Raw genomic sequence first — 13,794 nt, 5'->3', positions numbered from 1 at the left:
CGATCCGCTGACAAAATCGCCTGTACGCCGAGAAGCGGGAAATCTTCAGGTCACCAGCCTCGGAATACCTTCTGCTTGGCCAGCGCCTTCAGGTTCTCGGACACCGCTTGTGCCCAAACGTCCGGCCGCATCATTCGTTGCCAGTTGGGCAGTACGCGCCGTCGATTCCTGGCGTTTTGGGTTCGCTGCGATCAAGAACATTCGGCGCCTGCTGCCAAATTTGGGGGGGGGCGATTCTCATCGGCGGTTTGTCGAAGGTGGCGCTCATCACTCGTTGCCGCGGCTGCAATGGTCGCTTGTCGAACGCATCGCGGACTGAAGAATGACGCCGTCGCGCAAACTTTTTCGCCGGACATGCGTTGTTCATCCTTCAAGCCAAGGAGGCAGCCATGCAGATGAAATCGGAAATCGCCGGCGAGGCCGCCAAGCAGCGCCATATCCAGCGTCGGATCGATGCCAAGGACAAATCGAAATCGAGCGGAAAGCAACAAGGCGCCATGCAGGCCGGAGCACGCAAATATCCCGAGCCGCCCTTTCCTGAGCAGCACCAGCCGAAGCCGGGGCACGAATGGGCGATCGAGCCAGCGCCGCTTTACGATGCGCCATTCTATATCGGATCGAAAAAGCTCGACGGCAAAGTGGCCGTCATTACCGGCGGTGATTCCGGCATCGGCCGCGCAGTGGCCGTGCTCTATGCGCGCGAAGGCGCGGACGTGGCGATCGTCTATCTGTCGGAGGACAGGGATGCCGAAGAGACGAAGAGGGCCGTCGAAGCCGAAGGCCGGCGCTGCATGCTGGTCAAGGCGGACGTCAGCGAGCGCGACCACTGCCACAATGCGGTGGCTGAGGTGGTGAAGGAATTCGGCCGGATCGATGTGCTGGTCAACAACGCCGCTTTCCAGATCCATTCCAGCGAATTCAGCGAGCTGACCGAAGAGCATTTCGACACAACGCTGAAGACCAACCTCTACGGCTATTTCCACATGGCGCAGGAGGCCGTGCCGCATATGAAGCCCGGCTCGGCGATGATCAACAGCGGCTCCATAACCGGCATCCAGGGCTCAAAGCAACTGGTCGACTATTCGATGACCAAGGGCGGCATTCATGCCTTCACGCGCGCGCTTTCGGGCAATCTTATCGAAAAGGGAATTCGGGTGAATGCCGTGGCGCCGGGCCCGGTGTGGACGCCGCTCAACCCATCGGACAAGCAGGCCGGTGACGTGTCGAAATTTGGCGCAGACACGCCGATGAAACGGCCGGCGCAACCGGAGGAGATCGCGCCCGCCTATGTGTTCCTCGCCTCGCCGCACTGCTCGAGCTACATCACCGGCGAGATATTGCCGATCATCGGCGGTTATTGACCGTACGGGCACGCTCCCGCCCACGGCGCATGGCATGTTTGTCGTCCGATCCCTTCAAAAGATGACGGTAGGCGCGGCGACGCCGGAGATGAGGCAATGCCAGAGATGAAGCAATGCCAGAGATGAAAGGTCGACAGCATGTATTTCATGGCCTTGGCGACGGATTATGACGGCACGCTGGCGCATGAGGGGATCGTCTCCGGAAAGACGCTTGTGGCTCTCGAACGGTTCAAGAAAAGTGGTCGCAAACTCATTCTCGTCACAGGAAGAGAACTGCCCGACCTCAAGCGCGTTTTTCCCGATATCGGCCTGTTCGACAAGGTCGTCGCCGAGAATGGGGCGTTGATCTACACGCCTGCCAGCGAGGAAGAACGTGTGATTTCACCGGCACCGGCGCCCAAATTCGTCGCCAAGCTGAAGAAACACGGCGTCAAACCGCTTTCAGTCGGACGGTCGATCGTTGCGACCTGGGAACCACACGAAGCAACAGTTCTTGAGGTCATCAAGAAACTGGGGCTGGAACTGGAAATCATCTTCAACAAGGGCGCGGTGATGATCCTGCCGAGCGGCATCAACAAGGCAACCGGACTGGCCGCCGCCCTCGAGGACCTGCGGCTGTCGCCACACAATGTGGTCGGTATTGGCGATGCTGAAAACGATCATGCCTTCCTGCAGGCCTGCGGCTGCAGCGTCGCTGTCGACAATGCACTTGCGGCGGTCAAGGACACAGCGGACCTTGTGACGCGCGGCGCACGTGGAAAAGGCGTCGAGGAACTGATCGAGAAACTGGTAAAGCGTGATCGGGAACTTGTCCGAAAACGCCGCGACGGCATTCTTCTCGGCTCGGTCGGCGGCGACGAAGTCTATCTGACTCCGACCGACACGGTTCTGATCGCCGGAAGCTCCGGCATCGGCAAATCCACCTTGGCCACCGCGCTGACGGAACGCTTCGTCGAGAACGGCTTTCAGTTCTGCATTTTCGACCCGGAAGGCGATTATGATGGCCTCGAAGGTGCCGTCCGGATAGGCGATGGCTCGAGCGCACCAACAAAGGCACAAGTGCTCGACCTGATCGAGAAGCCGGACACCAGCGTGGTCGTCAATGGGCTGGCATTACGGGTCAATGAGCGACCGGACTTCTTTGCCGATCTGCTCCCCGGCCTTGGCAGTTTCCGCTTCCGTACAGCGAGGCCGCATTGGCTGGTCATCGATGAGGCGCATCATCTTCTGCCCAAGAGACGCGACGACACGCGCGCTGTCCTGTCGTTGGAATTGCCGGGCACCGTCCTGATCACCGTTCACCCGGAAGCGATTTCGACCGATGCCCTGCGTCTGGTCACTGCCGTCATTGCGCTCGGTCCCAAGGCCAAGAATGTCATCAAGGCTTTCTGTCATGAGACGGATATCAAGCCGCCAAAGGATATTCCATCGTCAAAAGGCGAGCGCGTGTTGTTCTGGCGGCCGCAAACCCGCAAGAAAATTGCCATGGTCAAAGCGATTGAGCCGCGCCAGTCGCTCAAGCGTCACAGCCGCAAATATGCAGAGGGTCAACTCGACGAGGCCGGCAGCTTCTATTTTAGAGGTCCCGACAACGCGATGAACCTGCGGGCCCACAACCTGATGATCTTCGCTCAGATCGCCGAAGGCATCGACGACGGGACTTGGGAGCATCACCTGCGCGCCGGCGACTATTCCGAATGGTTTCGCCATCAGATCAGGGACAAGGAGCTGGCGCGCGAAGCCGCCGAGGCAGAGAAGGACGAAATGCTCTCGGCGCAGGAAAGCCGCAAGCACGTTCTGGATGCAGTACGTCGCCGGTATACGGCTCCTGCCACCGCCCCGGAGGAATAGGAAGCGAAAGGATCGGCCATGCACATCATTCTCGGAGGCACGGGCCATGTTGGTTCTGCTGCAGCCATGTCGCTGCTACAGCAGGGCGAAGCGGTCACCATCGTAACTCGCGACCCATCCAAAGGCGCTGACTGGAACCGGCGTGGCGCCGAAATCGCGGTGGCGGATGTCCACGACAGCGAGGCCCTTCGTCAGGTTTTTCGTCAAGGCGAGCGCCTGTTTCTGCTCAATCCGTCGGCCGACCCATCGACCGACACCGACGTTGAAGAGCGCAAGACCGTTGCCGCCATCACTGCAGCTCTTGAAGGATCTGGATTGCGAAAGATCGTCGCGCAATCAACCTACGGCGCTCAGCCCGGCGACCGATGTGGCGACCTGAACATCCTTTACGGGTTGGAGCAGAAACTGCGCGCCCAGCCGATCCCTGCCAGCATCATCCGGGGGGCATATTATATGAGCAACTGGGATTTCTCTCTTGAGACTGCGGAGCAGGATGGTGTGGTGAACACCTTTTTTCCGGCGGACTTCAGATTGCCAATGGTGGCACCGGACGACCTTGGGCGCGTCGCTGCCCGCCTGCTGAAAGAGCCGATCGAACAGACAGGTACCCACTATGTCGAAGGGCCGGCGCGCTATACTGCGTCCGATGTCGGGGCTTGTCTGAGCGACGAGTTACGAAAAGACATTCAGGTCGTGACGGCACGGCGCGACAAATGGCAAGAGACCTTTGAGGGCATGGGCTTTTCCAGGGCCGCTGCCGAGTCGTATGCGCGCATGACTGCCCTCACTCTGGACGAGCTGGAATTGCCCGCAAATCCCGAGCGTGGCACGGTTTCCCTGCAACGCTACATTTCCGATCTGGTGGCCCGACGCAAATAGCGCAGCAAAGCAACAATGACTAGCTCTGTATTTTCAACCCGTTACCGGAACAAACTATACTATTAAATTCTCTATTCTGATCGGCAGATCGCGGATACGCCTGCCGGTGGCGTGATACACCGCGCTTGCGACGGCGGCTGCCGTTCCGACATTGCCGAGTTCGCCCAATCCCTTGACGCCGGCCGGGTTGACCGCGTGATCGACTTCCGGGACGAGGATAACCTCAAGCTGCTTTATGTCGGCGTTGACCGGCACCAGATAGTCCTGCAGGTCGCGGTTGACGTAGCGGGCGTGGCGCCGGTCGATTTCGGTCGCCTCGTGCAGGGCCTGACCAATGCCCCAGATCATGCCGCCCATCAACTGGCTGCGCGCGGTGCGCGTATTCATGATGCGGCCGGCGGCAAAGGCGCCGACGATGCGGGGTACCCGGATCTCCCTCGTGTAGCTGTTGATGCGCACTTCAACCAATTCTGCGCCATAGGCGTATTTCACCGAATCCTCGTCCTGATCGCCGCCGTGGAATTCCGCCTGCCCGGCATAGAGCTTCTTCAAGGCCTCCGGCGACGAGCCTTTCGGCGCAAACTCGGCATATTCCTCGAGCGCGCCGATCTGCATCGCGTTGAAGACGTCGGACAGTCTGGCCGACTTGCCGCTATCGGTGACGACGGCCTCCTTTTCCATTTCCAGCTTTGCGTTGCCGGACCCCGCCAGTGGTCCGCCCTCCCCGACAGCCGCGGTGAAGAGTTTTTCGCGAATCGCGTCGCAGGCTTTCAGAACCGCCGAGCAGACACTTGCGGTCGAAATCGAGCCGCCAGAGACCGGCGCCGGCGGCAAGGTGCTGTCGCCCATCTCGACGCTCACCTTGTCGATATCGACGCCAAGCCGTTCGGCCGCCATCTGCCCCGCTACGGTGCGCACGCCGGTGCCGATCTCGTGCGAGCCGGATTGGACACGAACATGGCCGTCGTCGGTCAGGCGGACACGGGCTGCGCAGGGTGCTGCGGCGGTCGGGTAGATGGCGGTCGCACAGCCCATGCCGACCAGCCAGTCGCCATCACGCATCGAGCCTACTGCCGCTTCGCGCTTTGACCAGCCGAAGGCCTCCGCGGCCTGGTCATAGCACTTGATCAGCGATCTGCTGGAGAACGGCTTGCCGCCGATCGGTTCCTTTTCCGGCTCGTTGATGCGGCGGAATTCGACCGGATCCATGCCGAGTTCCACGGCCATTTCGTCCATGGCGTTTTCGAGCGCATAGACGTAGGGCGTCTCGGGCGGCGAACGCATGTAGCCGGGTGTGTTGCGGTCTGCATGCACAAGAGAGACGCGGGTCAGCACCGAGCCGTAATTGTACATGCGGCTGGTCGCCGAGGTGCCGCCGACGACATAGGGATCGGGTCGCGAGGTCACTTCCCAGCCTTCGTGACCGAAGGCGGTGATGCGGCCGTCCCTGTTCGCGCCGATACGGATGCGGTGCCGGGTCTCCGCCCTATAGGTTTGTGTGTCGTAAGCCTGCATGCGGCTGACCACGCAGCGCACCGGCCGGCCGACGCGGCGGGCCGCGACCGCCACGATCGCCGTGCGGGCGGTCATCGGTCCCTTGGAACCGAAAGCACCACCGACATAGGGGCTGACGAACCGTACATTGGCCGGGTCGATCTTCAATTGCCGTGCCAGTTCGGTCTTCCAGCCGGTGACGTTCTGGCTTGGCTCGTGCACGGTGAGCTGATCGCCCTGCCACCACGCTGTCGTGGAAAACAGCTCGATCGGATTGTGGTGCTGGGTCGGCGTCGAGTATTTCTGGTCGATCTTCACCGCAGCCGCAGCATAGGCGGCGTCGAAATCGCTGGCTTTGAGGTCCTCCTTGTACATCGGGCTTTTGCCGGCGGCAGGCTCGATCGTGGTTCCCTGGGAATCGAAGCCGGCGCTGGGCCTTTCTTCCGCATAGTCGGCGCGGATCAGCATAGCTGCCTCCGCCGCCGCCTCGAACGTCTCGGCAACCACCAGAGCGATGATCTGGCCGTCATGGAAGATGGTCTTGTCGTGCAGCGGAGCGATCGAGCTTGCGCCGGTATTGCCGAATTCTGGCTTGTCGACCTCATCCATATCACCGACGCTGACGATATCGAGGACGCCGGGCACCGCACGGGCCCTCTCGAGCCGGAGGGCGGAAATGCTGCCCTTGGCGATGGTGCTGGTGGCAAGCACGCCATAGGCGACATTCGCGGTCGCAAGGTCGGCTGGGTAACCAGCCTGGCCGGTAACCTTCAGGCGGGCATCGATCCGGGGAACGGGATTTCCCATATTCTCTTTCGGCGCGGGGGCAGCTTGGTTCATGACGAGACCTTCATGTCGCGTGTTTCGAGCAAGGCTCGCACCAGGGTGCGTTTACCAAGCGGGATCTTGAATGCGTTGTGTTCCCTTGGCTTCGCCTCGGCGAATGCGGCTTCGGCAGCAGCCTCGGCCGCATTGCGATCGAGCACCTTGCCGTGCAATGCCTCTTCAGCCGCCCTTGCGCGCCAAGGTACGGTCGCCACGCCGCCAAGCGCTATGCGGGCCTGCCTGACCGTGTCACCGTCCATATCGAGAGCGACGGCCGCCGAGGCCAGCGCAAACGCATAGGATTCGCGGTCGCGTATCTTCAGGAAGCGCGAGCGGCGGCTCCAATCGCGGAAGGGCACATTGATGGCTACGATGACTTCGTCGGCTGCCAGATCTGTTTCTATGTTGGGCGTAACTCCGGGCAGGTGGTGCAGCTTGGCGACCGGTATCCTGCGCAAGCCCTCCCTCCCCTCGGCTTCGACAACGGCGTCGAGCGCGATCAAGGCCTGGGCGAAATCGCCGTGATAAGTTGCGATACAGGCGTCGCTGGTACCGAGGACCGCATGTTGCCGGTTCAAGCCTTCCATGGCGGCGCAACCGGATCCCGGCTCGCGCTTGTTGCACGGCCAGGACGTCTCGCGAAAATACTCGCACCGCGTCCGCTGCAGCACATTGCCGGCCAGGCTTGCCATGTTGCGGATCTGGCCGCTGGCGGCGAGTTTCAGGCTTTCGGCAAGCAGCGGGCAACGGCGCTTGATCTCGGCCCTGTCTGCCGCCTCGCCCATGCGAACCAGCGCGCCGAAACGGATGGTGTCGTCGCTGATCCTGATCTGCCGCAAGGCTGGTTCGGCCAGACCGTTGAGATCGAGCAGCCGCTCGGGCTGCGCCACGCCAAGCTTCATGTAGTCGGCCAGATTGGTGCCGCCGGCGATGAATTGAGCGTTTGCCTGCGTCGGTGGAACGCGTGCGTTAGCAAAATTCGAGGCTGCGGCGACAGCCGCGGAGACATTGGTCGGTCTTTCGTAGAGGAAGGGGCGCATCTCAGGCCCTCCTTGTCTCGTCTCGCGCCTGGACGATGGCCGCGACAATGTTGGGATAGGCGGCGCACCGGCACAGATTGCCGCTCATATATTCGCGGATTTCGTCTTCCGAACCGGCGTGACCCTCGTTAACGCAGCCGATGGCAGACATGATCTGGCCCGGCGTGCAGTAGCCGCACTGGAAAGCATCGTTGTCGATGAACGCCTGCTGCATTGGGTGCAGACTCCCGTCGATGGAAGCGATCCCTTCCACGGTGGTGACTTCCCGGTCCTGGTTCATGACGGCGAAACTCATACAGGAAAGCACGCGCTTGCCATCGACAAGCACAGTGCAAGCCCCGCACTGGCCGTGGTCGCAACCCTTCTTTGTGCCCGTCAGGCCGACATGATCGCGCAGCGCGTCAAGCAGGCTCGTGCGATTGTCGAGGGCGAGATTGTAGGCCTGCCTGTTGATGCGCATCGAAATCGTCGACAGATCGCGCGGCCCGGCCGAACTTGCGGTTGATTGTTCAGCCGCTTTCACCGACTTCGCCAGCAGCGGCGCAGCTGCGGCCGCCGAAACGGATCCGGTCATGAAGCCGCGTCGGCTGAGGACGGGCAATGTGGGTTTGCTGCGGGATTTGGCATCGGACATGGCTGGCTCCAAGGCTGGCTGCGTCTCAAGCCGGCCAAACCATCCGCTGAAGGCATGGTTCCCTCTCTCACGCGCCTGTGATCGTTTCTCCTCCAGACGCGCAATCCGATCGCCAGCTTCGAATTGGCATTCGGAACTCTCCAGCCGTCATTTCGTTCAAACTCGGTCGACTGAAAAGACGACAACGCAAAAGCCGACATGGCGTCTGGAGTGAAACCATGAAATCGCAGCTCGTCGCCGAAAGCGCCGGACAAAGGACGTTCGTGGTGGTGCTTGATCCTGGCGAGGAAGCCTTCGCAGCGCTTACCTCTTTCGCGGTCGATCAGGACATCGGCGGCGCCTCATTGACCGCGCTCGGCGCCTTCGAAAGGGCGACTGTCGGCTGGTTCGACCCCAGGGAAAAGACCTATCGGAAAATCCCGGTGCTGGAACAGTGCGAGGTGCTCAGCGCGATCGGCGATATTGCGATCGGCGACGACGGCAAGCCCAGCCTTCACGTTCACGCGGTGCTCGGGTTGCGCGACGGCAGCACGAAGGGCGGACATCTGCTCGAAGGCATCGTTCGGCCGACACTCGAAGTCACTTTGGTGGAAGCGCCTGGGCATCTGCGCCGCAGGAAACGCCCGGAACTCGGTATCGCCTTGATCGACCTGGACGCCTGAAGCCGAATGCGGATCAGGCCAGGTCCGCTGAATTGCGATCCGGCCCGATTATCCCTTTTGTTTGACTTGCCTGACGTCCGCGGGCGCCTCGGGTGCTGGCTCCCAGCCGAACACGCTGCGACCGCCGAGCAGATGCGATTGGTCGAACTCTCCGGCAATAATTTCCTTCAGGCTGGGGCCCGTGACATAGCGCTCAACCTGCCGCGATTGGTCGTCCAGCCGCTTCAAGGCACCTATTTCTTCGTCGCGGCCGAGCCTGGCCTTGTGGACGGCGGACTTCAGCACGCCGATCGTCTCGTCATAGACCTTCAGCGGCACAGGAAACGGATGCCTGTCCTTGCCGCCATGCGCCAGCGAGAAGCGGCCGGGATCGGAAAACCGGCATGGCGCGCCATGCAGAACCTCGGCCACCAGCGCCAGCGCCCGCACCGTGCGCGCGCCGACGCCGGGGACTAGGAGAAGCTCGGAGAAATCAGCGGGGCCACGCTCGGCAGCCGCCGCCATGTTCCCATGAAGACGGCGCATGACGACATCGCTTTCGCGAACGTCGTGGTGTGCCGGCATGACGAGGTGCGGCAGCATTGGCTGGTCCGGTTCCGGCGCCGTAGCCACGTCACGCTCGAGCGCGGCGAATTCCCTCAGAATGCGATCCGGTCCGAGGTCCTGCAGGAGCTCCAGCTGCCCCTTGCGCGATGCGTGGGCCCGGCGGTCGGTCAGGTTGACGATCTCGCCCTGGTTGGCGCCCTCGATGGCGGCATGCGGCTGGTCGACGAAGCTCTTCAGGCCTTCGGACAGCCAATGATAGCGGCGCGCCACCTTGCTGTCGCCATTCATCCCCTGCTGGACCACGACCCAGTCGCCGTCATCGGTCACGATGAAGCCATGCAGATAGAGATCGAAGCCGTCCTGAACGGCGGCACTGTCAACCTTGGCGACGAGCCGGCTGGCCGTTGCCAGGCCTGCTCCGTCGAAGCCGACGCGCTCGCCGATGACCGCAAGCTCGTGCGGGGTCTTGCGCGAATGCGAGCCGCGGCCGCCGCACACGTGAATGCCGAGTTCGCCGGAGAGCGGCGCCAACCCGCGTTTCAAGGCGCCGATGACGCTGGTCGTGATGCCGGAGGAATGCCAGTCCATTCCCATCACGGCGCCAAACGACTGGAACCAGAAGGGATGCGCCAACCGGCGCAGCAGCTCCTCGCGGCCGTAGTGGTGAATGATCGCCTCGCACATGACCGCGCCAAGGCGCGTCATGCGGTCGCCGAGCCATTTCGGCACGCGTCCGCCATGAAGTGGAAGGTCTGCGCTTCCCGATCGTTGTGCCAAATCTTGCCTATTCCCGATATACGCCTTGCACTCGACAGATAGGTATCGAAAGCAGCGTGAAGAAGCGATCATGCCCGTTTCGTGCAGCCGATGCTGCCGGCCTTGGTGCCCGGCCCACCTGGCAATCCCGGCTCACTTAGCAATCAATGCAGCGGTTATCGCGCTTCGCTGAGGAGATCAAACTTCTCGATCTCGCAATGCTCACCGACCAATGCCAACAAATCCGTCGGCGGCGGTGCCCTGTCAGGCCGCCTCCAACTGATTTCGAACGACATCACGGGGTTGTCGCGATCCGGGCGCCGCTCCATTCCAACCAGGCGTGGCCGATAACCGGAAGGGCCGACGATTGCGTCAAGCTCTTCATGATCCGCCGCCTTCCAGGTGAGCGCCAGGGTAGCATGATGTTCGCGCGGTATCACCAGATCGACCCATTTCAACACGAGCAGAATGATCAGCGTCAGCGCCGTCCCGGCCGCGCCCAAGGCGTATTGGCCACCCCCGAAAGCCAATCCGATCATTGTCATCATCCACAACGTCGCTGCCGTGGTGACGCCGCTGACAAGACTGCCCCGGCGAAGAATGGCGCCGCCGCCCGATGAAGCCGACGCCTGTCAACACGCCCAAGGGAAAGCGCAGCACGTCCATCCGGGCAAAGGAATCCGGATCTTTGCCGCCGACCCCCAGCAGAATAGTGGCCTGTGTCATTGCGATCGCGGCGGCCAGCCCGACCAGGATCGTCGTCCTGAGGCCCGCCGCTTGTCCGCGCGCCTCCCGGTCGAGGCCGATCAGTGAACCGGCGAGCACGGTCAGAAGCAAGCGTGCCGCGATGTCTTGCCAAACCGGGATAAGAGACATCGGTAAACCCTGATCGCCGCTGGTGTTTGGATTACGAGCTGATCGCAATTCAATTCGGCTAGGGTCATTCGGGTTCCATCGGCGGCGTTTTGCCGGTTACCGATCGGCTGGATTTCCGATCGCCGGATCGCGCCGCCTTGAATATCTTTCCACACGCGGCAGATCGTCGGGAAATTCCACCCACGGCAGCTTCATGTCCCAATAGGCGTGAGCCTGCGGCGCAAAGCGTTCGGGGTGGTCGAAGAAGCCGATCGTCAGATAGAGTTCTTCGGGAAGCCCTTGGTCGAGATAGGCTATGGATGTGCCGCAATCGGCGCAGAAGGTGCGGAGCACGCCTTCAGTCCTTGAGAACGTCTTCGGCGCGCCGGTCAGCAATCTGAATTGCGCCGGTCGATAGCCGACCCAGACGGTCAGCGGGCTCCCTATGGCCTTGCGGCAATCGTCGTCGTGATCGGAGCAAATCCAGAACGGGTCGCCATGCATCTCAGCCGTTATCGAACCGCAAAAACAGGAGCCGGTCTCGATCCTTGTCATCGAACCACCCCTTTCGACGGAAGCGAACGTTGCGGCCGCAGGCTCCGCAAGGTGATCGAATAGCGGTGCGCGGCAACCGGAGGGATGCTGTGCTCCCATTCGGTGCGCGCCGGGCCCGTCATCAGGTAAGCAGACCTTGGCTCGACGATGATGGTCTCGCGATCCCATCTCGTGCCGTTCTTCCGGCGCAGCCGAAAGCTGCATGGCGCAAGAAGGGAAACGCCGGCCACGGCATCGAAATGCGGCTTGTCGCGATGCCATCCGATACCGGCGCCGGGTCGGTACTCGTTGATCAAGACCTGCACGAAAGCGTCGACGGGCAGCCGCGCAAATGCTGCCGCCTTCTCCCTAAGCGGCATCAGAAAAGCCGGGATCGGCGGCGCCGCGACGACTTTGCGTTGGTCGAAATCGTAGCGCAGGCCAAAACCGGCGACGCGCCGGTTTGCGAGGTGGCCATGAAAGTCGAAAGGCTGGAAGGCGAGACTTTCGAGCTGCCGCACCAGCTCAGCCTCTTCCTCGACCGTGATCAACTCCGGCTGGTAGTGAAATCCCTCCGGCAGATCGTCGAGCGCACGAAAATCGGGCGCGCCAAACAGGTCGCCTTGGCCGGCGATTTCCGGTTGCTTGGTTTTGAGCGGTGGCATCAATCCTAATTGGTGAAGCCGCCCGGTGGCGGCAAGGTCTTGGAGGCGCCGAGCCGGCCGGATCATCGCCTCCTATCTTTACGAGGCGGAACCTGGATCGCCGGGGCGGGTTATTGCCCAGACGCGTCGAGTGTTGGGAAATGCCTTCAACTGCTATCCAAAGCATCAATTACGATCCGGCGACGAGGACCCTCTCCGTATGGTTTGTTCCAAGTGGGAATCGCTACGATTACGACGACGTGCCGCCGCAGACTTACACTGAATTCCGCAAAGCCCCGTCAAAAGGCCGCTTCTTCAACGCGTTCATTCGAGATCGGTATAGCTACCATTTGGTCGAGCAGAGCCGGTCGGGTTGAAACCCGGCGCCCTTGCGTCGAGAATGCATCCGGGAAGAGACGGCTTCCTCGTAGAACCGGTCGGTTGACCGGTTTCATTGCGCCGGCGGCGTACCGGGTTGATCGCCGCCCGTCGACGACTTGGGCGTAGGATCTTTGTCGACCTCGGGACTTTGCTCGACGGTGTTGGTGTTGCTCTGAGTCGGTTCAGTGCTGCTGGTGCTGCCCTGCGTCGGTTCGGCCTCGTTGCTGCAGCCCGCTAAAGCCAGAGCCGACAAAAACGACAGTCTCGTCAATGATAGTCTCGTCATGGCCAACCGCTCCCTTCCTGCTCGACAACGGCGGGTCATGAATTTGGTTGCAGCGGAACGGTTTGTCTGTAGGCCAGGCATCCGATCATCGCCGTGTAGGCACCAAGGAACAAATCTGCGCGCCGCCACGTTGCATTTCCAGTGCAAACGCTTGTGACAGTGAGGCTGTTGTCTTGGCGCCGAGAGCAAATTGGAAGGGCTTCCTGAAAATTGGAGAACTTAGCTGTCCGGTGGCGCTCTATACGGCTGCCTCGACTTCAGAACGGATCGCCTTCCACACGGTAAACCGCGCCACGGGACATAGGGTGCATCGCGCGTTCGTCGACAGCGATAGCGGCAAATCCGTCGAGAAGGACGATCAGGTCAAAGGCTATGAGATCAGCGCGGGTGACTACGTCGTGCTCGAACCCGATGAGGTCGCAGCCGCCGTCCCCGAGAGCGACAAAACGTTGTCCGTCTCGGCCTTCATCGGCTGTTCCGATGTCGACGACGTGTATTTCGACAAGCCGTATTATCTGGCCCCGCCGGACAAACACGCGGAAGAAGCATTTGGGCTGATCCGCGAAGGCATGCGCAGGAAGAAAGTCGCCGCGATCGCCCAGACCGTCCTGTTCCGGCGCGTCCGGACCTTGCTCATCCGGGCCTATGACGAAGGGCTGGTCGCAACGACGCTGAATTTCGACTACGAGGTGCGCTCGGCAGAGGAGGCCTTCGACAACGTGCCCGACATGAAGATCACGGGTGAGATGCTCGAACTGGCCGAACACATCATCAAGACCAAGAAGGGCAAATTCGATCCGACCAAATTCGACGACCGTTATGAGGCAGCGCTGGCCGAGCTTGTGAAGGCAAAGCTCGAAGGCAAGAAGATCGCAGTTCCGAAGCAGCCCAAGCGGGAAAAGGTCGTCGATCTTATGGACGCGCTGCGCCAGAGTGCCGGCGGTGGCGGCAAGCCGCCCTCGACCAGAAAACCCGCGGCAAAATCAAAGCCGGCTCGTCACGCGAAGCCGAAGCAGACAGCGCCGCGTCGGAAGGCCGGCTGACCG

General features: G+C 61.5%; 14 protein-coding genes and 1 pseudogene. 6 read left to right on the top strand and 9 right to left on the bottom strand.

Features of this window, described 5'->3' with window-relative positions; translation table 11 throughout:
* Positions 1–130: 130 nt before the first annotated feature.
* Positions 131–268 carry a hypothetical protein gene (locus EOC94_RS34015; RefSeq protein WP_185928167.1) on the bottom strand — a complete coding sequence of 46 codons (138 nt, stop codon included), beginning with the start codon at positions 266–268 and terminating at the stop codon, positions 131–133.
* Positions 269–389: 121 nt separating this feature from the next.
* Here EOC94_RS34015 and EOC94_RS05550 point away from each other — a divergent pair, with 121 nt between their 5' ends.
* From EOC94_RS05550 to EOC94_RS05540, 3 genes are all read left to right on the top strand, one after another.
* On the top strand, positions 390–1,361 hold the full coding sequence (locus tag EOC94_RS05550) for an SDR family oxidoreductase (protein WP_127289013.1): 972 nt from the start codon (positions 390–392) through the stop codon (positions 1,359–1,361).
* A gap of 138 nt (positions 1,362–1,499) precedes the next feature.
* Positions 1,500–3,212 carry an HAD family hydrolase gene (locus EOC94_RS05545; RefSeq protein WP_127289011.1) on the top strand — a complete coding sequence of 571 codons (1,713 nt, stop codon included), beginning with the start codon at positions 1,500–1,502 and terminating at the stop codon, positions 3,210–3,212.
* A gap of 18 nt (positions 3,213–3,230) precedes the next feature.
* On the top strand, positions 3,231–4,091 hold the full coding sequence (locus EOC94_RS05540) for an NmrA family NAD(P)-binding protein (RefSeq protein WP_127289009.1): 861 nt from the start codon (positions 3,231–3,233) through the stop codon (positions 4,089–4,091).
* A 54-nt stretch (positions 4,092–4,145) separates the two neighbouring features.
* Here EOC94_RS05540 and EOC94_RS05535 read toward each other — a convergent pair whose 3' ends face one another.
* The 3 genes from EOC94_RS05535 to EOC94_RS05525 are packed head-to-tail and all read right to left on the bottom strand — an operon-like array spanning position 4,146 to position 8,084.
* Positions 4,146–6,425 carry a xanthine dehydrogenase family protein molybdopterin-binding subunit gene (locus EOC94_RS05535; protein WP_127289007.1) on the bottom strand — a complete coding sequence of 760 codons (2,280 nt, stop codon included), beginning with the start codon at positions 6,423–6,425 and terminating at the stop codon, positions 4,146–4,148.
* Complete coding sequence (locus EOC94_RS05530; RefSeq protein ID WP_127289005.1) at positions 6,422–7,450, bottom strand: xanthine dehydrogenase family protein subunit M; 1,029 nt, start codon at positions 7,448–7,450, stop codon at positions 6,422–6,424. Before EOC94_RS05530 ends, EOC94_RS05535 begins: the two co-directional genes overlap by 4 nt.
* A gap of 1 nt (position 7,451) precedes the next feature.
* Complete coding sequence (locus EOC94_RS05525) at positions 7,452–8,084, bottom strand: (2Fe-2S)-binding protein (protein WP_127289003.1); 633 nt, start codon at positions 8,082–8,084, stop codon at positions 7,452–7,454.
* Between the two features lie 218 nt (positions 8,085–8,302).
* Here EOC94_RS05525 and EOC94_RS05520 point away from each other — a divergent pair, with 218 nt between their 5' ends.
* Positions 8,303–8,746 carry a PPC domain-containing DNA-binding protein gene (locus EOC94_RS05520; RefSeq protein WP_127289001.1) on the top strand — a complete coding sequence of 148 codons (444 nt, stop codon included), beginning with the start codon at positions 8,303–8,305 and terminating at the stop codon, positions 8,744–8,746.
* Between the two features lie 48 nt (positions 8,747–8,794).
* Here EOC94_RS05520 and EOC94_RS05515 read toward each other — a convergent pair whose 3' ends face one another.
* From EOC94_RS05515 to EOC94_RS05500, 4 genes and pseudogenes are all read right to left on the bottom strand, one after another.
* Positions 8,795–10,069: a DUF763 domain-containing protein gene (locus tag EOC94_RS05515; protein ID WP_127288999.1), complete on the bottom strand. Its 1,275-nt coding sequence runs from the start codon at positions 10,067–10,069 to the stop codon at positions 8,795–8,797.
* 155 nt (positions 10,070–10,224) lie between these two features.
* Positions 10,225–10,924: pseudogene (locus tag EOC94_RS05510) on the bottom strand (MgtC/SapB family protein).
* 96 nt (positions 10,925–11,020) lie between these two features.
* The gene (locus EOC94_RS05505; protein ID WP_126102989.1) at positions 11,021–11,458 is read right to left on the bottom strand and encodes a GFA family protein; all 438 of its coding nucleotides are present in this window, start codon (positions 11,456–11,458) and stop codon (positions 11,021–11,023) included.
* On the bottom strand, positions 11,455–12,102 hold the full coding sequence (locus EOC94_RS05500) for an alpha-ketoglutarate-dependent dioxygenase AlkB (RefSeq protein WP_127288997.1): 648 nt from the start codon (positions 12,100–12,102) through the stop codon (positions 11,455–11,457). Before EOC94_RS05500 ends, EOC94_RS05505 begins: the two co-directional genes overlap by 4 nt.
* Positions 12,103–12,242: 140 nt before the next feature.
* Here EOC94_RS05500 and EOC94_RS05495 point away from each other — a divergent pair, with 140 nt between their 5' ends.
* Entirely contained in the window at positions 12,243–12,458 is a 216-nt protein-coding gene (locus EOC94_RS05495) for a KTSC domain-containing protein (protein ID WP_095486456.1), read from the top strand.
* A gap of 74 nt (positions 12,459–12,532) precedes the next feature.
* On the opposite strand, the gene EOC94_RS05490 is transcribed toward EOC94_RS05495, so the two are convergent.
* A complete protein-coding gene (locus EOC94_RS05490) occupies positions 12,533–12,748 on the bottom strand; it encodes a hypothetical protein (RefSeq protein ID WP_127288995.1) in 216 nt (71 codons plus the stop codon).
* 173 nt (positions 12,749–12,921) lie between these two features.
* Here EOC94_RS05490 and EOC94_RS05485 point away from each other — a divergent pair, with 173 nt between their 5' ends.
* Positions 12,922–13,791, top strand: coding sequence for a Ku protein (locus EOC94_RS05485; RefSeq protein ID WP_095486455.1), 870 nt, complete (start codon positions 12,922–12,924; stop codon positions 13,789–13,791).
* Positions 13,792–13,794: the final 3 nt, after the last annotated feature.

The organism is Mesorhizobium sp. M6A.T.Ce.TU.016.01.1.1, from assembly GCF_003997065.1.
In the GTDB taxonomy this organism is placed as follows: domain Bacteria; phylum Pseudomonadota; class Alphaproteobacteria; order Rhizobiales; family Rhizobiaceae; genus Mesorhizobium; species Mesorhizobium mediterraneum.
This window is presented reverse-complemented; position numbering and strand designations above follow the sequence as displayed.